The organism is Cohnella laeviribosi DSM 21336 (assembly GCF_000378425.1).
Taxonomy (GTDB): domain Bacteria; phylum Bacillota; class Bacilli; order Paenibacillales; family Paenibacillaceae; genus Cohnella; species Cohnella laeviribosi.
Map to the genome: position 1 here is coordinate 1 of NZ_KB899826.1, position 19987 is coordinate 19987.

General features: G+C 58.5%; 23 protein-coding genes and 1 rRNA gene. 2 read left to right on the forward strand and 22 right to left on the reverse strand.

Translation table 11 applies throughout. From position 1 onward, the window contains the following. The 3 genes from F560_RS0113055 to F560_RS0113065 all read right to left on the reverse strand — a co-directional run. A 16S ribosomal RNA gene (locus F560_RS0113055) occupies positions 1-195 on the reverse strand; the annotation flags it as partial. Between the two features lie 389 nt (positions 196-584). Next, positions 585-1388 carry a hypothetical protein gene (locus tag F560_RS0113060; RefSeq protein WP_019006181.1) on the reverse strand — a complete coding sequence of 268 codons (804 nt, stop codon included), beginning with the start codon at positions 1386-1388 and terminating at the stop codon, positions 585-587. A gap of 145 nt (positions 1389-1533) precedes the next feature. After that, positions 1534-2424, reverse strand: coding sequence for a nucleotidyltransferase-like protein (locus tag F560_RS0113065; protein ID WP_169449903.1), 891 nt, complete (start codon positions 2422-2424; stop codon positions 1534-1536). 164 nt (positions 2425-2588) lie between these two features. On the opposite strand from F560_RS0113065, the gene F560_RS0113070 reads away from it, so the two are divergent. Next, the gene (locus F560_RS0113070) at positions 2589-2957 is read left to right on the forward strand and encodes a DUF2614 family zinc ribbon-containing protein (protein ID WP_019006183.1); all 369 of its coding nucleotides are present in this window, start codon (positions 2589-2591) and stop codon (positions 2955-2957) included. 70 nt (positions 2958-3027) lie between these two features. Here F560_RS0113070 and F560_RS0113075 read toward each other — a convergent pair whose 3' ends face one another. The 8 genes from F560_RS0113075 to gatC form a co-directional block, all read right to left on the reverse strand. Further along, positions 3028-4761 carry a glycosyl hydrolase family 18 protein gene (locus tag F560_RS0113075; RefSeq protein WP_019006184.1) on the reverse strand — a complete coding sequence of 578 codons (1734 nt, stop codon included), beginning with the start codon at positions 4759-4761 and terminating at the stop codon, positions 3028-3030. Between the two features lie 187 nt (positions 4762-4948). Next, on the reverse strand, positions 4949-5380 hold the full coding sequence (locus F560_RS0113080) for a Fur family transcriptional regulator (protein ID WP_019006185.1): 432 nt from the start codon (positions 5378-5380) through the stop codon (positions 4949-4951). 76 nt (positions 5381-5456) lie between these two features. Further along, entirely contained in the window at positions 5457-6053 is a 597-nt protein-coding gene (locus tag F560_RS23275) for a TM2 domain-containing protein (protein WP_156828987.1), read from the reverse strand. A 56-nt stretch (positions 6054-6109) separates the two neighbouring features. Beyond that, complete coding sequence (locus tag F560_RS0113090; RefSeq protein WP_019006187.1) at positions 6110-6808, reverse strand: MgtC/SapB family protein; 699 nt, start codon at positions 6806-6808, stop codon at positions 6110-6112. A 91-nt stretch (positions 6809-6899) separates the two neighbouring features. Further along, a complete protein-coding gene (locus tag F560_RS0113095) occupies positions 6900-7373 on the reverse strand; it encodes a GNAT family N-acetyltransferase (protein WP_019006188.1) in 474 nt (157 codons plus the stop codon). Between the two features lie 77 nt (positions 7374-7450). Further along, a complete protein-coding gene (gene gatB, locus F560_RS0113100) occupies positions 7451-8893 on the reverse strand; it encodes an Asp-tRNA(Asn)/Glu-tRNA(Gln) amidotransferase subunit GatB (RefSeq protein WP_019006189.1) in 1443 nt (480 codons plus the stop codon). Between the two features lie 23 nt (positions 8894-8916). After that, positions 8917-10368 (reverse strand): Asp-tRNA(Asn)/Glu-tRNA(Gln) amidotransferase subunit GatA, encoded by a 1452-nt coding sequence (gatA, locus tag F560_RS0113105; RefSeq protein ID WP_019006190.1) that lies wholly within the window; start codon positions 10366-10368, stop codon positions 8917-8919. A gap of 57 nt (positions 10369-10425) precedes the next feature. Next, on the reverse strand, positions 10426-10713 hold the full coding sequence (gene gatC, locus F560_RS0113110; protein WP_019006191.1) for an Asp-tRNA(Asn)/Glu-tRNA(Gln) amidotransferase subunit GatC: 288 nt from the start codon (positions 10711-10713) through the stop codon (positions 10426-10428). Between the two features lie 176 nt (positions 10714-10889). Between gatC and F560_RS0113115 the strand changes: the two genes are divergently transcribed. After that, entirely contained in the window at positions 10890-11993 is a 1104-nt protein-coding gene (locus F560_RS0113115) for an EAL domain-containing protein (protein ID WP_019006192.1), read from the forward strand. 118 nt (positions 11994-12111) lie between these two features. Here F560_RS0113115 and F560_RS0113125 read toward each other — a convergent pair whose 3' ends face one another. The 11 genes from F560_RS0113125 to F560_RS0113175 all read right to left on the reverse strand — a co-directional run bounded on the left by F560_RS0113125 (position 12112) and on the right by F560_RS0113175 (position 19978). Continuing rightward, entirely contained in the window at positions 12112-12492 is a 381-nt protein-coding gene (locus tag F560_RS0113125; RefSeq protein WP_019006194.1) for a hypothetical protein, read from the reverse strand. A 459-nt stretch (positions 12493-12951) separates the two neighbouring features. Further along, the gene (locus F560_RS0113130; protein ID WP_019006195.1) at positions 12952-13434 is read right to left on the reverse strand and encodes a hypothetical protein; all 483 of its coding nucleotides are present in this window, start codon (positions 13432-13434) and stop codon (positions 12952-12954) included. Between the two features lie 69 nt (positions 13435-13503). Next, complete coding sequence (locus F560_RS0113135) at positions 13504-13929, reverse strand: hypothetical protein (RefSeq protein ID WP_019006196.1); 426 nt, start codon at positions 13927-13929, stop codon at positions 13504-13506. After that, positions 13926-14072 (reverse strand): hypothetical protein, encoded by a 147-nt coding sequence (locus F560_RS25595; protein ID WP_019006197.1) that lies wholly within the window; start codon positions 14070-14072, stop codon positions 13926-13928. Before F560_RS25595 ends, F560_RS0113135 begins: the two co-directional genes overlap by 4 nt. Before the next feature lie 42 nt (positions 14073-14114). Beyond that, a complete protein-coding gene (locus F560_RS25950; protein ID WP_019006198.1) occupies positions 14115-14264 on the reverse strand; it encodes a hypothetical protein in 150 nt (49 codons plus the stop codon). A gap of 48 nt (positions 14265-14312) precedes the next feature. Further along, positions 14313-15164 (reverse strand): hypothetical protein, encoded by an 852-nt coding sequence (locus F560_RS0113150; RefSeq protein ID WP_156828988.1) that lies wholly within the window; start codon positions 15162-15164, stop codon positions 14313-14315. Positions 15165-15271: 107 nt separating this feature from the next. Further along, positions 15272-16213, reverse strand: coding sequence for a type II secretion system F family protein (locus tag F560_RS0113155; protein WP_019006200.1), 942 nt, complete (start codon positions 16211-16213; stop codon positions 15272-15274). Continuing rightward, entirely contained in the window at positions 16210-17622 is a 1413-nt protein-coding gene (locus F560_RS0113160) for an ATPase, T2SS/T4P/T4SS family (RefSeq protein ID WP_019006201.1), read from the reverse strand. The genes F560_RS0113155 and F560_RS0113160 overlap by 4 nt, the downstream gene beginning before the upstream one ends. Continuing rightward, on the reverse strand, positions 17619-18461 hold the full coding sequence (locus F560_RS0113165; protein ID WP_019006202.1) for a CpaE/TadZ family protein: 843 nt from the start codon (positions 18459-18461) through the stop codon (positions 17619-17621). Before F560_RS0113165 ends, F560_RS0113160 begins: the two co-directional genes overlap by 4 nt. Then, positions 18458-19177, reverse strand: coding sequence for a CpaB family protein (locus F560_RS0113170; RefSeq protein ID WP_019006203.1), 720 nt, complete (start codon positions 19175-19177; stop codon positions 18458-18460). The genes F560_RS0113165 and F560_RS0113170 overlap by 4 nt, the downstream gene beginning before the upstream one ends. 165 nt (positions 19178-19342) lie before the next feature. Continuing rightward, a complete protein-coding gene (locus F560_RS0113175) occupies positions 19343-19978 on the reverse strand; it encodes an MBL fold metallo-hydrolase (protein WP_019006204.1) in 636 nt (211 codons plus the stop codon). Positions 19979-19987: the final 9 nt, after the last annotated feature.

Below are 19987 nucleotides of genomic sequence, written 5' to 3' on the forward strand. Positions count from 1 at the left end.
CGAAGAGACTGCTTATCCGGTCTTAGCATCCGTTTCCGAATGTTATCCCGGTCTAAAGGGCAGGTTGCCTACGTGTTACTCACCCGTCCGCCGCTAACCTTCTCGGAAGCAAGCTCCCTCGAAGGTCCGCTCGACTTGCATGTATTAGGCACGCCGCCAGCGTTCGTCCTGAGCCAGGATCAAACTCTCCATAAAAGGTCCAACGGACCGGTTTATCGAAGAGCCGTTTGGCTCCAAATTCATTCTGGCTTGTCTCGCAAGAAAAACTCTTGCTTGACGGTGTTTCGAATTACGCTCGATGTTCAGTTTTCAAGGAGCAATCGCTTGGCCCGAAGGCCTTCGCTTTCGCGCCGCCGTCATAACAGCGACTCGATTAATATATCACATCTGCTCGCTGATTTGCAAGGACTTTTTTTATTTCGTCCGCACTTTTTTTTCGACATCGCCTTTCGCGTTGCCATCTCTCAGCGGCGAGAATTAATTTATCACAACTCCGGCGCGTTCGTCAACGCCCTTTTTCGCAAAATAAAAGATCTTATTTTTCAGTATTTTCTAACCTCCTTCCCCGGCCGTTTTGGCCCGTCTCAGCGCATGTCGATCGTTTGAACGCCTTCGCTCAGCGTCGCCACATACAAACAGTCGTCCCTTATATCCAGGTCCGTAACCGGGCAACCTATGCATACGGACAGGAGCGCGGGCTGCTTTCTGATCATGTTCAGCCGGTACAGCCCCCGATCGGCGCAAACATAAACGGAACGTTCCCGCATCGCCACATTGAAGATATACATGCCGGGAAACCGGACTTTGTCAAAGTTCCCTTTCTTGTTTCCAAGCACCCATCCGCCGCGGTCGGTAACGCCCAGCAACCTGCCGTCGAATACCGCAAGTCCCGTAATCCTCGAGTTCAACACAAACCGTTCCCAAGTGCAGGTAAGTCGGTCATACATGGCGATGCCCCAATCCATGGCGAGGAAAATATAATGGGGCGTGTACAAAAAATCATAAACCGCCGCATGCGGGAAGGCCGTGCTCTTCCAGCCTTTCGCGGTTTTGCACCAAAGCCCGTGCGAGGTGGCGGCGAATGCGGCGTGCCCGGTCTCCTTGTATTGATAACAGATCATCGGCATGTCCATCGGCTGCCAGACCTCTTCCTCAAGCTTGAACATCCCCTTGTCCGTGCATGCATAGAGGGTGCCGTCCATCGATTGAAGCCGGTTCACATGCGTCTTCGGAGGCATTCCTTCCGCCAGCGCAATCCATTCTCCGTTTTGTCCGGTTCGAAATACGCCTCGGCCCGCGGGGGCGGTGACGATGGTTTGGTCTTCGAGCACCTTGACGGAAGTTTGGTGGAAAAGCAATTCCCCTTTTACCGGTTCGTTTCCGTACATCTTTCGATCAGCTCCAAGCGGAGATTGTAAATTCAAAATCGATAATGAGAATCGTTATCGAAATTATAAATTCTCTTTCGGCTTCGTTCAAGAAAAATAACAAAAAACCGCCAGGACGTTGTCCTGGCGGCATGAGCAAGTATGGTCAATTCAAGCGCTCCGCCACATACCTTATTTCGAGCAGACCGCTGACATGGTCCCGAAGCGATCGCGTCATTTCCCGCACGTACCCCCGCTTAACCAGCTTGAACAGCACCGATTCCAGGTCCAGCGGCAAGCCGGCCAGTTCCGGATGATGGGCCAGCTCGGCCGAACTCCACCCTTCCGGGCGGCTGCCAAGCAGCCGAAGCAGCAGCGCGCAGGACGTTTTCATTTTCGTAACAAGGGAAAATTCGCAAGCCAGCATCACAAGCCGAACGCGCTGCTCCAGGGTTTCCTCGTTGGCGGTCAGCTCTTCGTAGAGCTTGTAAATGCCCATATTGACCCGCTTCACCTGTTCCCAGACGTTGCTGTCGGGACGCATGCCTTCTTCGATCAGCACCAGGTTCCCCCAATGCTGCAGGGACATCAGGACGTAATTGTAGGCATCCATAAAATGTCCGTCGCTTAAGCTCATCTTGGCCAGCCAATACGATTTGGCAAAATCGGAGTATTCGCACAACAGCCTTCGTTCCTTGGCGGCTTCCGGCCACCTGCTCGCGGATTGCCGCAGCTTTTCGAGGTAGCCGTTGCGGTCGAGCAGGATGTCGCCGTACGCCAGCCACTGCGCAAGTCCCGTATTGGCCCCGCCGCCCAACTCGTTTTCCAGCCGGCTCTTCGTTACCCTGCGAACGAGAATTCGCGTTCCTCCCCACATCCAATGCTCCAGGTCCCGTTTGTCGGCCACTTCTTCGCACACCGCAAGAACAAGACGATCCATTCCGTCAATCAGAGTGTGGTGGGCGGAAGGGTTCGACACCAGCATCAAGCTGATCAACCCCTTCTCGCGGCTGAATAAATCCGTATAGAACAAACCACTTGCATCCAATCGACTCATGACCGACACCGCCTTTGTACGCGACAAAACCGCCTGCGTTTCGAACAAGTGGCCTGTACGCGAATTGTGGGCTATAATGAGAAGTGCGACTGTATTTATCTTTCTACATAGCGTTTCGGTTTCCTGCCGAAGCTTCATTAATTAGACGACGGGAGCAACGCGGTATGAGGTTAAAAGCAAGCAAAATTTCCACCCTGCGAACGTGGGCGCTGCTGGCGGTGTTCGGGGGAATGGGACTGATGGTGTTCGGCACGAGCGGAATTCTGATGTTCGGACAGGTCGGGAAAATTATTGCCGGCATCTTCATGGTTTTCGGACTGATCGCCTGCATGGCGAGCATGATCATTTATTTTTGGGTCGGCATGCTTTCCACCAACGCGCCGGTCATCGATTGCCCGGAATGCGGAAAGCGCACCAAAATGCTCGGCCAAACGGACCGCTGCATGTACTGCCATACGATTCTGACATGGGACCCGTCCCTGGCGACGACCGGGACGGAAACTTCGGAACAGACGGCTCCGCAAGCCAAATAACGGAATCGATTCAAAAAAACAAAAGCGCAGTTCAGGGAACCGGCTTCCCCGAAGCTGCGCTTTCGTTATATTACGGATAGCTTTGCAGCGCCTGATCCAGCGCCTTCCAGATATCGGCGGACTCGAAGCCCCTTCGCCAGGTGGCCGCTCCGGCCAAACCGTATTTTTTGACCAGCCCGGCGCGCGCTTGAATGGAGGTTGCGTCCTCGATCCAGATTTTTTTCGTGGCGCCGTTTTCCTTGTACTCCACATAGTGCTGCCCCGTATCGGAAGATAACCTGGGGGTCAATTTTTTCTCCTTCAGCAGCTCTTTGACCGCGTTCATGCTCATGGTTTTGGACGTGACTTTGCCGTCCGGCGTTTCCGTCCACAGGCGGGTGTAAAGCGGCATGCCCAGGATCAGCTTGTCCCTCGGCACCGAGTCTTCTTCCAGCAGCCGCTTCACGGACGCTTCCGTCCAAGGCAGGGAGGAAACCGATCCGGCTGTCGGGCTGGTCGCCCAGTATTCGTCATAGGCCATCAAAATCAAATAATCGGCCGTTTCGGCAAGCCGCTTGCGGTCCAGAAACAAGGACCACATCTCGCTGTTCGACTTAGGGGTGACGTCGATGGAAACGACCAGCCCCTGCTCGTGCATAAGCGGCGTCATCTCGCGCACAAATTGAACGAGATTGTCCTTGTCTTTGGTATATACATTTTCAAAATCGATATTAATGCCCTGCAGCCGGAACGACTTGGCGTATGCCAGCAATTGCCGGATCATGTTGGCCCGGCTCTCGTAGGTCGCCAGCGCTTCCGTCGTCCGGTCCGGTTCGAAGCCGTTGCTGAACAGCCCCCATACCTGAATGCCCTTCGCGCGGGCCCAGGCGGAATAGCCGGCATCCGCCTTGCTCTTGATCGTGCCTTTTCCGTCCTGCAACTCGAACCAGGTCGGGCTGACGACGTTGACGCCGGTGAGCTCGCCGATTTGGGACGTATCCGGATTGGCCGAATAGACCGCCTCCCAGGTCATATTGATTCGTTTTCCGGTCTGCTTCCAGGCCACAAAAGGCTCCTCGGTTTCTTCGGACGGCGAAGGCACCCGCTCGATATCCGCAAGGACGGCATCTTTCTTGGCCACATAGCCGATATGGCCTTCGGCGGATTGGGCCTTGTACCAGCCTTCCTCCTCGCCCCAGAGAATGAGGGAAGCGCCCGCCTGCAAATCCTCCACGATTGGGAATTTGCGGCCCGGACCGCTGCGCAGTTTGACTCCTTTGCCTTCTCCTTCCTTGCCGGGAACTTTGGCTTTTTGAAGCGAAGAATCCGGCAGGGTCAGCGTTATGATTCCGCTCTTGGCTCCGGCTTCCGCCCGGATGCCGAACAGCTGCTCGAGCGGCGCGAACGGCAAATACAGAACTCCGTCCACTTTCTGGGCCGCAAACGTTAAGGCGAACGGCTTCCGGTTCAACGTCGCGTCCAATTCGCCCGTCTTAAAATGCAGCACTTTCGTTGCGGTCGTCAAAATAATCGATTCGCCGGCTTTCTCGTAACGTATTCCGTCGCCCAGCAATTGCTCGGCCGCTTCCAGCGGAATCAGCAAGCCTTCCCCTTCGCCCCGGGCATAGGTTTTCATCCATTGGCCGTTCAGCATAATCGGATGAGGCTTTTCCATATATTCCGGCACGATATGATTCCGGTTCGGCTGATTCATCCCCCACCAGACGACGAACGCGCAGGATGCCGCGACCAGCAGCAAAAACAAAAATACCGGCCCCGATCGCCTGCGCCTCCGGCGGCGGCTGGCCATCAACGTCGTTTCCAATCGCTCACTCTCCCCATATCTTGGCTGTCCATGAGAATGGACGAGCGAAACCGTCGTCCGGTTGCAACGCGGCAGCCCGGCCATCTGATTGAAAGCGTTCTCTTTATCCGTTCGAATGGAAATAGCCCAATGAAAAACGCGCGCAGGATGTCCTTCGCGCGTCTATATCGTTCGAAAAAAGTCAAGGTCAAGCTCGGAGCGCCGCACACGTCGGGCAAAGGCCGTAAACTTCCATGCGATGGCCTTGAACGAGAAATCCCGTCCGGGTGGCCGCCGCCTTCTCCACATCCCGAACCGGAGGATGGTCGAAATCGACGATCACTCCGCAATTGGTGCAGATGGCATGATAATGGTCGGACAAATCCGCATCGAAGCGGCTGGAATCGTCCCCATACGTCAGTTCTTTCACGAGCCCGGCATCCACGAACAATTTCAAGTTGTTGTAGACCGTCGCCACGCTCAAGCTCGGGTATTGGGGCGATAACGCCTGAAAAATGTCATCCGCAGTCGGATGATCCCGCGACTCTATCAGAAACTGAAGAATGGCGTAACGCTGCGGCGTCATCCGGACCCCTCCGGATTTGAGCTGGTCCACGGCCTGATGAACCCTGGAGTCCATGCTCCTCACAGCCTTTCAGTATGTTAACCCCATTGTACGTGTAAATTTTCCGGATTGTCAATGGAAGAAGCATTCATCACTCGTGGCCGTCCGGGTGCATGCGCCGTTCCTTCATCCACATGAAAACGCCTGCGGCGATGAGAACGATCCCGCCTGCGACCGATCCGGTTTCGTGCAGCAGCCGCTGCGGCCACTCAAAGCCGATGACCGTAAGCAGCACAAGTCCCCCGGCCGCAAGCAGCACAAGTCCGGTCCCCCCGCCGTTAACGGACGGATGCTGGTACGCCTGGTAAGGCTGGGGCTGCTGGAGCGGCGCGCCTTCGGGAGACGGAGGCGTATCGTTCCCGTTCCATCCGTTCTGGCCGGGCCAGCCGTATCCCCATTCCACCGCGCGGGAGCGGTCATTGACCAGATCGGCGCTCTGCAGCGCATCGAAAAGGTTGTAAAAATACAGGATGGGAATCAGCAGGCTGAGCAATACGATCGAGAGCACGTTTCCGTTCAGTTCGACCGCCGTGAATACGATGCCGCAAATATTCAGCCCAAGAAGCATCATGATCGCGACGCCTTTGAACATCAGCCCCAGGTACATGTGACCGGTTCCCGGCACGAACATGGCCAGGAGGCCGGCAATCCATTTACTTTTCCTCCGTATGCGCATAGTGTCGTTCATGGTTCAACCCTCCAGCAAAAATGGCTTCTTGTGCCTCCGCCCCTGCGTTTTTCGGTTCATTCCACCGCGACGGAACGAACCCCTTCGAGCTTCCGGATTTGCTCCGTGACGGACAGCAGCTGTTCCTCCCTTGAAAGCCGGACGTTCATCAGCAGACGAATGCGTGCGGCATCGTCGCCATCCCGCTCCAGTTCGTCCAGGCGGATTTTGAGCAGCTTCGCTTCCTTCTGCCGCAGCAGCTCCTCGATCCGTTCCGTCACCGGCATGTTCCCGTCCAGCGTTACGGTAAACAAATGCTCCTTCAAATTGTTCACGTAACGCTTTTCCAGGATATTCAAGCCCCATAACACGAACAAAGTCAGTAAGGAGGTCGCCGCCGCAGGCACGTAAAAGCCGGCTCCCACCGCCAGTCCGATCGCCATCACGACCCAGAGCGACGCGGCCGTCGTGAGCCCGGTAATCGCTTTGCCCGTAAACAGGATCGTTCCCGCTCCGAGGAACCCGATGCCGGTAATCGCTTGCGCGGCAAGCCGCGCCGGATCGCGCTGGACGCCCGGCTGGCCGACGAATTCCGAGAATCCGTATATCGATAAAATCATAATAAGGCACGAACCCAGACTGACCAGCGTATGCGTGCGCAGACCCGCGGCATGATTTTTCCGTTCCCGTTCAAAACCGATTACGCCCCCGAGAAGGACGGACAGCAGCAGTCTCATCATCAGATGCCAGTTGTCCAGCACCCATGGATTGTTCATTCCCTCTCGCCTTCCTAGCGTTTTCCATATTGTAGCACCCCGATCCAAGCCCGGCAATGGCTTGGCGGCGGGGACAAAACCCGACTAAAGTCTAAGGTTGCGTCCGGACGTCCTTTGCCATTCGAACGAGCGTAATGCCGGGCAGGGGCTCGACGGTGCCGACCGGCGAAAAGCCAAGCTTCCCGTAAAGCGCGATCGCCGGCGCATTTCGTTTTTCCGCCGTAACTTCAAACCTTCTCGCCTCAGGATATGCGTTCAAGACGCAGTCCAGAAGCCGGCTTCCAATGCCTTGGCGGAAGAATTCGGGATGAACCATCATGCGGCAAACCGTGACGACGCCGCCTTCTTCTTCCGCGGCAACCGCCCCAATCAGCTCTCCGTCTTCGCTGCGGCAGCCCCAGAAAGTTTCGGCGCTCCGCTGCAGGGAGGCGACCGTATCCTTCAAAGGCGGAAGCTCCACCGCCTCCCCGATCGCCGCCAGTTCCATGCGGTACGCAGCCTGCTGCAGACTCCACAGCTCCTCCGCGGTATCGTAGTCCTGCAAATGCAATCGCTCGATCACCACGACGATATCCCTCCTTATTTGCAAAAAAACGGCAACCTCGGACCGAAATCCGGGTTTGCCGTTTTTTATGCCGCCGTTTAGGCTTTAAGACGTTTCAAAAGAAGCTTGTTCACAAGCCCCGGGTTCGCCTTGCCTTTCGTTTCCTTCATGATCTGTCCGACGAGGAAGCCGAGCGCCTTCTCCTTGCCGCCGCGGTAATCCTCGACGGATTGGGGATTCCGGGCGATGACCTCGTCGACGATCGCAATGATTGCGCCTTCGTCGCTGATTTGCACAAGCCCTTGCTCTTCGACGATCTGCTGCGGCGAGCCGCCCTTTTCAAGCATCGTTTTGAACACCGTTTTGGCGATTTTGTTGCTGATCGTGCCTTTTTCGATCAGGCCGATCATCTCGCCAAGCCCTTGGCCAGTGATTTTGACGTCGTCCAGCTCCAGGTTGTTCGCGTTCAAATAGCCGAGCAGATCGCCCATAATCCAGTTGGCGGAAGCCTTCGCATCGCTCGTATACTTCAAGCTTTCCTCGAACAAATCGGCGAGCTTCTTCGAGGACGTCAGCACGCCCGCATCGTAGGAAGACAGGCCGTATTCCTGCGTGTAGCGGGCTTTGCGCGCATCGGGAAGCTCCGGAATGGACGCCCGCACGCGAGCCTTCCACTCCTCGTCGATATGCAGCCGGACGAGGTCCGGGTCGGGGAAATAACGGTAGTCGTGCGCGTCTTCCTTGCCTCGCATGCTGAACGTTTTGCCTTGGGCTTCGTCCCAACGGCGCGTCTCCTGCACGATGACGCCGCCGCTTTCGAGCACTTCGGCCTGCCGCATTTGCTCATACTCCAGCCCGCGCTGAACGCCGCGGAAGGAGTTCATGTTTTTGAGTTCGGTTTTCACGCCGAATTCCTTCTGGCCGCGCGGACGAAGGCTGATATTGGCGTCGCAGCGAAGCGAGCCCTCTTCCATCTTGACGTCGGAAACTTCGCAATACTGCATGATGGCCTTGAGCTTTTCCAAATAAGCTCTCGCTTCCTCCGGAGACCGGATATCCGGCTCGGAGACGATCTCGACAAGCGGCGTGCCGACGCGGTTGAAATCGGCGAGCGAGCCGTAGCCGCCCTCGATGTGCGTCAGCTTGCCCGCATCCTCTTCAAGGTGCAGACGGGTAATGCCGATCCGCTTCGTCTTGCCGTCGACTTCGATGTCGATCCAGCCGTTTCGGCCGATCGGCTGGTCGTACTGCGAAATCTGGTACGCTTTCGGCGAATCCGGGTAAAAATAATTTTTGCGGTCGAATTTGCACCATTCGGCAATTTCGCAGTTGATCGCCATCGCCGCCTTCATGGCGAATTCCACCGCCTGGCGGTTCAGCACCGGAAGCACGCCGGGATGGCCGAGGCAGATGGGGCATGTATGCGTGTTCGGCGGGGCGCCGAAGGACGTCGAGCAGCCGCAAAAAATTTTCGACTTCGTATGCAGCTCGACGTGGACCTCCAGCCCGATAACCGTTTCGTATGGGGAAAGGATGGACATTCGTTGCTCCTCCTTGGGTTCGATTACAGCGCAGGGCGCAGCTTGTGATGGTCCGTATGGCTTTCGAACGCGTGCGCTGCGCGCAGCACGGAAGCCTCGTCGAACGGCTTGCCGATAATTTGCAGACCGACGGGCAAACCATCCGCCAGGCCGCACGGAATGCTGATTGCCGGCACGCCGGCCAGGCTGACCGGGATCGTGCAAATATCGTTCAAATACATCGTGAGCGGATCGTTCACTTGCTCGCCGATGCGGAACGCGGTCGTCGGCGCCGTGGGACCGATGATCAAATCGTATTTTTCGAAGGCCTGGTCGAAATCGCGCTTGATCAGCGTCCGTACCTGCTGGGCTTTTTTGTAATAAGCGTCATAGTAGCCGGAGCTGAGCGCATACGTGCCGAGCATGATGCGGCGTTTCACTTCGTTTCCGAAGCCCTCGCTGCGGGACCGCCGGTACAAATCGAGCAAATTCTCCGGGTTGTCGGCCCTTACGCCGTAGCGGACGCCGTCGAACCGGGCCAGGTTGGAGGATGCTTCCGAGGAAGCGAGCAAATAATAAGTGGCAACGGCATATTCCGTATGAGGGAGCGATATTTCTTCCCAGACGGCGCCAAGCGATTCGAAAGTCTTGAGCGCTTCCAGAACCCGCTCCTTAACCTTGGGATCGATGCCTTTGCCGAGATATTCCTTCGGCACGCCGATGCGCATACCCTTTACTTCGCCCGTCAGCGCGGCCGCGTAATCCGGAATTTCCACGTTGGCGGAAGTGGAGTCGCGCTCGTCGTGACCGGCGATCGCCTGCAACGCGAAGGCGGCGTCCTCGACGTTTTTCGTAATCGGGCCGATCTGGTCGAGCGAGGATGCAAACGCCACCAAGCCAAAACGGGAAACAAGCCCGTACGTCGGCTTCAGGCCGACGACGCCGCAGTAAGCGGCCGGCTGGCGGATCGAGCCTCCGGTGTCGGAACCGAGCGCGAAATAAACTTGTCCGGCCGCGACCGCTGCGGCGGAACCGCCGCTGGAGCCGCCGGGCACGCGGTCCGTGTCCCACGGATTGCGGGTCGTATGAAAGGCGGAATTTTCATTGGAGCCGCCCATGGCGAACTCGTCCATGTTCAGCTTGCCGACGGTGACCGTCCGGGCTTCTTTCAGCTTGGTCACGACGGTCGCATCGTAAATCGGGTTGTAATTGGCCAGAAACTTGCTCGCGCAAGTCGTTCTCAGCCCTTCGGTGACGATGTTGTCCTTGATGCCGACCGGCAAGCCGTAAAGCAGACCGGCGCCTTCGGCGGAGCCTTCGTCCAGCTGCCGGGCCGTATTCCGCGCGCCTTCCTCGTCGAGCGTCAAGAAAGCGCCGATCCGCTCCTCGGTTTCGGCAATGCGTTTGAACGAAGCGTCGACAAGCTCCGTTACCGACAGCTCCTTGCGGCTGAGCAGATGATGAACTTCGCGCAATCGCTGATTCAACAACGACAAGATAAGTTCCTCCTTATGTTTTTGCGAGGCAAAAACGAATCGTAAGCTGGCTTTACCCTATTCCAACACGGACGGCACCTTGAACTGTCCGTCCTCTTCTTCCGGCGCGTTGGCCATTACCTTCGCATGCGGGAGCGAAGGCTTTACCTCGTCTTCGCGCATCACGTTGTACAGCGGGAGCACGTGGCTGGTCGGTTCGATTCCGTCCGTGTTCAATTCGTTCAGCTTCTCCGCGTATTTCAAAATCGCGCTGAGCTGGCCGGCGAACTGCTCCTTTTCGGCCTCGGTCAGCGCCAGCCGGGCCAAATTGGCGACATGTTCGACGTCCTTGACGCTAATGCTCATCTTCGGTATTCCTCCTCACGTTCGGCTGTCCGATCATTTTCATTATTATATCGGACAACGGTTTTGAACTCAATGAATCGTTCTTCGGCCGCCCGCGTTTCCTTCTCCGGATTTGCGATTCGCAAACGCGGAATTTGGGCAATAATAGAATGACAATGCCGTACGGAGGTGGAAATATGCGCCAGCATCACATCTGCAACCGCCGGCTTCCGCTCAGGGATGCCGGATTGCTCGAATTCGCTTCGGACGATCCCAAGGTGTGCGACATCCTGGACGAGTTGGCCCTGCAAAGAGACCGCGAAAAAGGCGGCAGGGTATGGTCCGCAACCTACGAGGAGCCCGCTCCGCTGCTCCAGCTTGTCACCGCGCTGCAGCGCCGGCTCGCGCCCGAGCAATATCGCAGCTTGCGCTGCCGAATAACGTATGACGACGCAAATGATTCCGGATCGGACAACGGCCCGGCGGCCTGTCCCGAAACCGATTCATCCGCCTACGGGAAGGAGGACGGATGGGAGTCGGTCGAATTCCTCTTTTCCCGCGTCGGAAACGACCGGATCTCCGATTTGATTTTGCACCGCCGGTTTACCAGTTACCTGCAGCCGATCGTCCGCGCGGACGGCGCCCTTTTCGGCTACGAGTTTCTGCTCAGACCGCTGCCGGAGCACCCTCCGTTTCGGCCTGCGGAGCTGTTTTCGATCGCGCGGGAATCGGGTCTTCATTCCTTCCTCGACCGGGAAGCGCGCAATTCCGCCATCCGGGTCGCCGCCCGCCACGTGCCCAACGGAATCAAAAAATTCGTCAATTTTCTCCCGTCATCCCTGTACCGTCCGACCTCTTTCCTGCAGGAAACGGTCAGCGCCATCCGCTCGAGCGGCATGGATCCGGCCGACTTCGTCTTCGAGGTTGTGGAAACGGAAGAACTTCACGACATCCGCCATCTCTCCGATATTTTCAAGGCGTACAGAGGACAGGGCATTCGCCTGGCGATGGACGACCTGGGCGAAGGACATGCCACGCTGGAAACGATGGAACGGCTTCAGCCGGATTACATCAAGCTCGAACGCGACATGGTCCAGGGGTGCCACGCGAGCCTGCTGAAACAAAGCCTTATCGAAAAAGCGCTGGAACGCGCTTCCCGCTTTGGCGGAACCGTGCTTGCCGAGGGCGTGGACGACGAGAAGGATTGGCGCTATTTGCGCAAGGCGGGCGTCCCGCTGCTGCAAGGCTATCTGTTCGGGCGGCCGTCTCCCGTGCCGGTTCCCGCGTTTGTCGGCGCCTAAGAGCCAAGCCGGCCGGCCTCGCCGTCCTAGCGGATGGCACGCCCGATTACCGGAGAACGAAAAAAAAGCAAGCCGGCCGATATGGTATCGGTCAGCTTGCCCCTGTTCCGGATTTCGTTCAAATCCACGCTTTCAGGTTCACTTGGCGGATGAATTCGTCGCGGCTCATCACTTCTTTATCTTCCCCGCCGTCTTTGAACGCCGTCGATTCGCCGTTCATGATGCGCTTGAACAGCTCCTCGTTGCGGGTCGCAAGCGCAAAGTCGATCAGCGCTTCCCGTTCGATCCGTTCGGCCTCAAGCGCCAGCAGCTTTTCTTCGCGTTCGATGTCGCGGGCCGACACATAGAATTGGCGGTTCGCCTTCGGCACCCGGATAATATAATCAAAGACGCTGTCGTTGTTGCGGTCGTATGCAATGATGTATCCGTAATCTCCCACCGGAAGATTCTGTTCGAAGCTGTCGCCGACGATGATGATTTTCTCCCCCAGTTTCAACATACCGTTCCCCTCCCCCTGATGAAAACGATGTTATCTATAGCCTACTAAATTTCGACGTCCTTTTGCAAATATCGTATCGGGACGCATGAACGGTTCATTGACGGCTTTTCGACTATTATATTCGTTTCCCTTGCCCGGAGTACCGTTGAATTCCCTGAGCTTCCCTAGCCAAACTTCCCAAAGGAACGCATACTTCTCACTACCTTCAACGGCCGGCCTGAGTTCAACGGATCACTAACTTTTAGTAAGCAAAATATATACTTAAAGGCTGCGAATGTCAAGTGCGCCTCCCCGCTTTGGGTGCCGTTCCCGTATGCGGATGGCGATATCCCCCATAGGCAATACGCAGCCGTTTTTACGTCAATCATGTCGCGCGCAGCCCGGCGGACAACAAAAAATCCGGCCGATTTCGGCCGGACCGAAAATTTCGTGACGCACGGCAACGCCCCCGTTCGGATGCTAGAAAACGAGCTCGGCCGCCCCTTTCAATTCCCATTCGATCGGAGGCAGCGCGCGGAACAGCCTGGGATACGCCATGTGCGCGATCAGCACGACGCCGGGGCGGTCCAACGTCACTTGAAAATCGTACTCCGTGTTGATATAGGTGTACGGAAATTGAACATCTTCATTAATGATCCGGAATACCCGAATTTCGACCGGATCGCGGAGCAGGCTGCCCGGCTGCGGCGCAAGATCTTCTTGCAGCCGCAGGTTGGCCTGCAAATACGAAAGGGCGGCTGCCGAAGCCTTCGCCTCGTCGATCGAGACGATCCCCTGTTCCAGCTTATTCCGGTCCAATTGCTGGGCTGCCGCGTGGGCGGCCCGGTTAATCGCGCGTTTTCCTTCGTACAGCGTGCCGATGGCGATTTCTTCGTCGATCTGCATCGCATGCAGCATCCACCAGATCACGATCATCAGCACGCCGAAGACCAGCTTGTGCATACGGCTCCTCCGCAACCGGCTTGCGCAAAGCGATCCGCCGCGGCGAGGCGGCTGCCGCGCAGCCCATGTCTACGGCACGTACTCGCTCATTTTCATTCCCGATGCCGCCATCCGGGAATGGGCATCCGGGGGCTCGACGCCGATCAGCCGGTCGATGTTCAGCAGCTGCTCGTACGGATACCGGATCGTAAGCTTCAGCCCGACGCCCCTGGGCAACGGCATGGAAGCGTCGGTTCCCCCCGTTCCCTCGGTGGAAGAAATGTCGTATTCCAGCTTTCCCGGCTGAAAGCCGTAACCGGACAGACGCTCCCGGGATTCGGCCACCATCGCCTCGCCGATATAGCCGTAACGGCCGCTTGCGCCCACTTCCAGCAAATAGTCGACCTCCTGCTGCAGCAGCGCCTGGCGAATGACCAGCACGTGCTTGTATACGGGAGAAAACATGAGCCAGCAGAACATGGCCGCAAACAATATGAATACGAGCAGCTGCTTCACGGGCTGATCCGGGAGATTCCATCGGCCATCGTATCCCCGGAAGATCGGATCCGTTCTCCCGTTCCTTCGCTACCGTCAACGACCCCCATGTAGATGGCAACCACGGTCAAAATCAGCAGCGTCGTCATCAAGATTTGCCTCAACGTCCGACTCTCCTTTCCCAAATAGCCGTTACGGGACGCGCCTTAAGGCGCCAACGAACCGATCGCCGTATTGGTCGTATTGCCTTGCGTTTCAATCCGGTCTCTCGTTCCCGTCCCGTCCTTCGCGATGATTTCCGTAAACATCAAAGCGACCACAATTAACATCATCACCGTAATCAGGATGTTCCTCACGCGCCCACCCCCTTTCCGTGAACTGCAGGCCGGATGCCGGCCATTGCGCTACGAACTGAGCGCGTCGAACAGCTTCTGGGCTTCCTGCACCCACGGGTACAAAAAAATCTGAAACGTGTACAGGATCGGGATGCCGGCCAGCACAAACAAGCCGTAGGAGGCGGTCTCCTTGCGCCCCGCCCTGGCCATCTCGATTTTCGCCTTGTACTCCCTTACCATCTCCCGGAGTAAATGATAGATTTCCTCGCTTTCCCCGAGCCGCAGCGACCGGATCGTCTCCGCAAACCCGTAGGCTTCGCTCGTGCCGAGGCGGTCCTTGAAGCGGACCAGCGCGGCGTCGGCATCGTGGTACCATTCGTTGAGCAGCATATGCAGTTCGCCGCGGATGAGACGGGCGTAGGGCATGCACCGCATCAGCTTCCCGTGAAGATGAAGCCGGGAGCCCGCATAATAGAGCAACTGGCTGCTAATGGCAACAAGCTCGCTCCGGATGCGGTCGGTGCGGTAACGCTTCGCGGCGGCCAGCAACGGACGGTCGTATGCCGCAAGCAGAAACAGCAGGCCGACCGCGACGAGCGCGTTCCACCCGATCCGCCCGGGAATCGGCGCCAGGTCCCCCAGCATCCGGATGCCGGCGCCCGCGGCCGGCAAAACCGTCAGCAGGCTTCGTCTAGCCGCCAAATAAACGGCCGGATCGAAGCGGATGCCGCACCCCGCCAGCAGCACCCTTCTCTCCTGAAGCGCCGGGCTTTCCCTGTCGCATCCCGTCAGCTTGAGCCACCAGAGCGGCGGGCTCCAGCGCTTCCACGTCCGCCACGATACGCGCCACCGCGGCCGCCGCCAAAACAAAACCCGGAGCAAAGCCGAAAAGCCGATCGCGGCAAGCGCAAATTGGACCACCCATACGACAACGCCGAACAACCCCGTTCCGAAATCCAGTCGGCCTCTCCCCTTTCGTTCGATGGATTCTCCAGGGATTCCGAACGCGGCCTTCCGTCCGGACCCCGCTACAGCCGGCGGCGCGACAGATACAAGCCCATCAGAAACGAGCCGAACATCATCGCGACCGCCTGCAGCAGCATGCTTCTGCCGGCGGGATCCGCCACATAATACAAATAGCTGCTCTCCGGATTCATGCGGAAATTGATGCCGAGAAACAGCAGGAGAAACAGCGCCGGCGTAAAATTCGCGATCCGGATTTCCAGCAGCTTGTTTCGCTCCGCCTGGTCTTCGAGACGCGTCTTGCGCATGTCGTCGACCAGTTCCCGCAAGTTGTCCGACACGTCGTTCCCCTCGGTCAGCGCCACCTTGACGATGCTGCAAAAATAATCCGCCCAAACATTGCCGACCGACAGCGCGAACCGCCGCAGGCTTTCTTCGTCGTCGCCGCCCACGCACAAATGCCGGTACAACTGCTCGAACACCGCCTGCACTTCGCCCGGGAGCCTCCGCTCTTCCACCGTCTTTTGCAGGGCGGTCCGGATATGGCGCCTTCCCGTGACGAGATAGCATTGGTAAAACAGTTCCATCGCAGGCAAAAATTCAAGCCGCGTCGCCATCTGCCGGTTCACCAGGCGAATCCGGAGCCAGCAGTAAGGGATAAGCCCGAGCATGAGGGCGAGCAATAAAACGGAACGGAACGACGGAAAAAGCAGCGCCCCGAGCGCCGCGCCGGCCGCTCCCAGGAGCAGCGAAACGACGGCGAACGCCTCCGGCGTCATCCGCACACCGACCGCGGCGATCACGTCCGCTATATGCCCGTATGGCTTCCAGTCGCGGAGCTTCCGCAACGCCTCAACCCGAATGAAAGCCGGCTCCCGCCGTTCCCGCCCGATACGCAGCCTGCGCCTGCGCGCGCTCCGGTCGATTCCCCATTCCAGCCCCGTGCGAATGGCCACGAAGAAAAGCGCGAACAAAACGGCTACCAGAATCGCGAGAATCGCCTTCATCCTCCGCTCCCCCCTTGCACCTCGCGCAGCCAGGCGCAGCCGGACGCATCCGCCCGGCGAATCCGCTCCCACGCCTTCGGGGAGAAATTCAGCGGGTACCGCCAGCGGCGGGCGTCCTCGTCGTAGACGACCAAATCCCGCACCACGACTTCCCCGGCTTCGGTGCCGAACTCCCCGATCCGGACGAGTTTGCGCTTGCCGTGAACCATGCGCATCTCGAATCCGATCTGCGTCACGTATTCGGCGATCCGCTTCGTCAGCCGAACCGGATTCATCCCTCTCCCGTCCAGCATGCACATGTCGGTAATCGCCTCCGGCACATCCTCCAGGCTGTTCGCGTGGACGGAGGTAATGCTGCCTTCGTGTCCCCGGGTGCAGGCGCGAACGTAGATGTTGGCATCCTCGTCGCGAATCTCGGCATGGCATATCCGCTGCGGCGACTGCCTCAGCGCCAGCTTGAACGCTTGGCGCGGGCCGTGCGCGGGATCATCCTCCTCCGCCTCGTACTCGATGACGTTCTTGTCGGGAAAATCCCGCTGCAGTCTCAGCTCGAAGCGCCCCTCGATCGTCACGATCCGCTCCTCGTCCGGCATGGCCGCGATGAGCGCCTTGATGAAATGCGTTTTGCCGGTATTGGTCGCGCCGATGACGACCATGTTGAAGCGCGCAGCGATCAACACGCGCAGCAATCTGCAAATGGTGTCGTCGATGGTGCCGTACTCGGGCCGGCTCAGCGTCTCCAGGTCGAACCTCCGCACGTTGTAGAAGCGGATGGTCAGCGTCGGCTGCGCCGTAAAGCCGAACCCGGTCATCGTCACGCGCGAACCGTCGAGCAGCAGCACTTCGGCCCATCGTTTGCGCGGGCTGATGCGGTCGTTGTTGAACAGCACGAGGTTTTGCTGGATGCGCTCCACCTGGCTTACGTGATCGAACCGGTAAGGCGAAGCGACCGCCTTGCCGTCGCGCACCTCGAAAATGCGGGTGCCGACCACCTGCACCTCCTCCAGCCCCTCGCGATTGCGAAGCACAAGCTCCAGCACATTGAGCCCGATGACCTCCGCGAACAGCGCTTCCGCAAGCGTCCCGTAGGGCCGCTTGGCTACCGGCGCATGCTGCAGCCGCTTCTTGATGATCCAGTCGGATATGATCGCCAGCAGCTCCGACCGCTCCTGGGGAAAACCGATGACGGCGCGGTTGAGCTTCTCCGCATACTGCTTGCGCTCCTCCTCGCTCCAGCCTCTCGGCAGCGCCAGCATATGGCGCACCTCCTCCGTCAGCGCGAGAAGATCGTTCGGACCGCCGGCGGCCGGCGCCGCGGCAAGTCCCCGGCCTTCGTCCGTCCCCGCCTTCAGCTCCGCTGCGTACGCCGAAGCGGAGAACCGCGTCTCCCCTTGAACCGCCTGACTCATCGGCTTTTGCTCCTGTGCATGAGCAGCCGGCGCACCCAGGGGCGCTCCGTCCGCTTCAGCCGCTCCGCCCAATTGAGCTGCTTCAGCAGCGGCTCCGCCACGGCGTCAAAAGCGGCCGCGTTCCTCTCTTCCGCCGCCAGCCATTCGTCCAGCCGTCCGCTGTCCAACTGCAAATGGACGCTCTCCTTCAAACGAAGCTCCGAAAACTCGACAGCTCCCGTTTCTTTGCGGATTTCTTTCATCCCGTAACCTCCCGAATTCGGTTGTCCTCCCAATACAACCAATCTGTACCCCTCCTTCGAAATGCCGAATTGAGTGCCCACCTGGCCGGCCCACCGCCGCACATCCTCCTGAAAATGCGTCAGATTCGGCGTCGTCACCAGCATGCGCAAATCCGCTTCCCGCATCGCGCAGACGGTGGCGGCGTTGTCCCAATAGGCGCTCACGTCCGCGACCGTCAAGTCGAACGCCTCCCTGGCCGCCGCGAGAAGCCGGCCGATCTGCTGCGGATCGTAATACTCCGCCTGATCCCTGGCCATATTGCCGAACAGCACGTGCAGGCCGTTCAGCCGCGAGGGGGAAAACGCGTACTGGCGCAGCTTCGTCCCGGTCAAGGTGCCGGCGCGAAGCTCCGGCCGGAGTCCGTCCAGCGTCATTTCGGGCCGGTCTATGCCCAAGTACAGGTGCGTCTTGGCGCTCTTCAAATTCAGGCACAGAAATCCGACGCGCTTGCCGGTTACCGTCGCGATGCGGTAAGCCGTGCCAAAGGCGGTGAGCGTCGTCCCGATGTTGGGCGTCGAGCCCGCGAACGCCACGAGCCGCCCCGGTTTCTCCGTCATGGCCGATCCTCCTTCCCGAGTTCTCCGAACGTCGAAGCGTCAAACGCGATGATCAGCTTGGCGCTTCCGTCCTTGCACGACTCGTCCAACGCGAGCCATTGCGCTTCGGTCAGATTCAAGTTCACCGAATCGATGCTGCCGTTTGCATCCCGTCTCGACGCGTACATCCGCTCCTTGTCGCCTTCCGCGAGCGACATCAGGTTCGAATTTTTCGGGTCGTCGATTTCCGCGTTGCTCGACGTCTTGACCGACGCGACGACGACGGGCGAGCCGAACAATTTCCGGGAGGTCCCCTCCGAAGACGAAACGTAGACGAGAACCCGGTCTCCCGCCCGGATGCCGTTCGAGACCGACTTGACGTATTCGCGCGGAATCTGAAACGTCGCCTCTCCCGGACGCGGCAGCAGCGGGTAGCGGTCGACCTTCCAATCCAGAATCGGCTCCAGCGTGCCGAGCGGCGCATGCGTCTGCATGCCGACGACGTCCGCCGCCCGCGTAACCATGTTTTTCGTTACGGCGCTTCTGGGCAAGGAAACTTCGGTCAGCATGCCTCTCTCGAGCGTCGATCCGGCCGGAACGAACTGCTTCGGAGCGACCACCTGCACCGTCTCCTCCAGCCGGATCTGCCTCAATTGAAGCAGATAAACGCCGTACACAACGACTCCCGACAACAACGCGGCTGACAAACTGATGGCGATTTGCCGTTTGCGGTTCACGCGAGACCTCCTTATTCAACGAATTCAGCGAAACCTGCGAAAACGAAAAAAGAACGCGGACGAAGAGAGCCTTAAGCTCTCGTACGTCTGCGTTCTTCGCAGGCCATCGCTTATGAGATTGCTTGTTAAGGTCAATATAACAGATGAATGATTGTAAGTAAAGGATTATTTTTCTAGCCGGACATATGGATTGCCGGTCCGCTCTTCCCCGATCGTCGTCTCCGGGCCGTGCCCCGGGAGGACGATCAGCGAATCCGGCAAGGCGTACAGCTTGTCGCGTATCGAGCGCACGAGCGTCTCGGAATCGCCGAAAGGCAAGTCCGTGCGGCCGACAGAGCGGCGGAACAGCGCGTCCCCCGCGAACAGGAACTCCCCGCAGCGCAGGCTGACGCTTCCGGGGGAATGGCCCGGCGTATGATAGACCTCGAACGTCTCGCCGAGCAGCTCCAGCTTGTCGCCGTCCTTTAAGAAGCGGTCGGGCGGGTCCGTTCGCACCGGAGCGGTAACTTCGCTCCAGCGGAGGGAGCCGTTAAGCGCGGGGTCCGTCAGCCAGTCCCGCTCGGCTTCGTGCAGGTAAACCGGACAGCCGAAGCGTTTGCGCACCTCGTCCACGCCGCCGATATGATCGAAATGGGCGTGCGTCAGCAGGACGGCTTCCACCGTCAGCCCTTCCAGACGGCGAAGCAGAGCGGGGTCCGGCATGCCCGGGTCGATGACGGCGGCTCTTGTGCGGCCTGCGTCGATGAGAACGTAAGCGTTCGTCTGCAGCGGACCGAGCGTAAATCGTTGAAACGTAAGCATATGCGCTCC

What these genes read in the sequence shown, in the direction of transcription:
- gatB (WP_019006189.1), bottom strand. Translation starts at nt 8,893, where the DNA reads ATGTCCATCCTTTCCCCATACGAAACGGTTATCGGGCTGGAGGTCCAC.
- gatC (WP_019006191.1), bottom strand. Translation starts at nt 10,713, where the DNA reads ATGAGCATTAGCGTCAAGGACGTCGAACATGTCGCCAATTTGGCCCGG.
- F560_RS0113115 (WP_019006192.1), top strand. Translation starts at nt 10,890, where the DNA reads ATGCGCCAGCATCACATCTGCAACCGCCGGCTTCCGCTCAGGGATGCC.
- F560_RS0113070 (WP_019006183.1), top strand. Translation starts at nt 2,589, where the DNA reads ATGAGGTTAAAAGCAAGCAAAATTTCCACCCTGCGAACGTGGGCGCTG.
- F560_RS0113165 (WP_019006202.1), bottom strand. Translation starts at nt 18,461, where the DNA reads ATGACGGAGAAACCGGGGCGGCTCGTGGCGTTCGCGGGCTCGACGCCC.
- F560_RS0113130 (WP_019006195.1), bottom strand. Translation starts at nt 13,434, where the DNA reads ATGCACAAGCTGGTCTTCGGCGTGCTGATGATCGTGATCTGGTGGATG.
- F560_RS0113065 (WP_169449903.1), bottom strand. Translation starts at nt 2,424, where the DNA reads ATGAGTCGATTGGATGCAAGTGGTTTGTTCTATACGGATTTATTCAGC.
- F560_RS0113160 (WP_019006201.1), bottom strand. Translation starts at nt 17,622, where the DNA reads ATGAGTCAGGCGGTTCAAGGGGAGACGCGGTTCTCCGCTTCGGCGTAC.
- F560_RS23275 (WP_156828987.1), bottom strand. Translation starts at nt 6,053, where the DNA reads ATGAACGACACTATGCGCATACGGAGGAAAAGTAAATGGATTGCCGGC.
- F560_RS0113080 (WP_019006185.1), bottom strand. Translation starts at nt 5,380, where the DNA reads ATGGACTCCAGGGTTCATCAGGCCGTGGACCAGCTCAAATCCGGAGGG.
- F560_RS0113175 (WP_019006204.1), bottom strand. Translation starts at nt 19,978, where the DNA reads ATGCTTACGTTTCAACGATTTACGCTCGGTCCGCTGCAGACGAACGCT.
- F560_RS0113090 (WP_019006187.1), bottom strand. Translation starts at nt 6,808, where the DNA reads ATGAACAATCCATGGGTGCTGGACAACTGGCATCTGATGATGAGACTG.
- F560_RS0113125 (WP_019006194.1), bottom strand. Translation starts at nt 12,492, where the DNA reads ATGTTGAAACTGGGGGAGAAAATCATCATCGTCGGCGACAGCTTCGAA.
- F560_RS0113060 (WP_019006181.1), bottom strand. Translation starts at nt 1,388, where the DNA reads ATGTACGGAAACGAACCGGTAAAAGGGGAATTGCTTTTCCACCAAACT.
- F560_RS0113155 (WP_019006200.1), bottom strand. Translation starts at nt 16,213, where the DNA reads ATGAAGGCGATTCTCGCGATTCTGGTAGCCGTTTTGTTCGCGCTTTTC.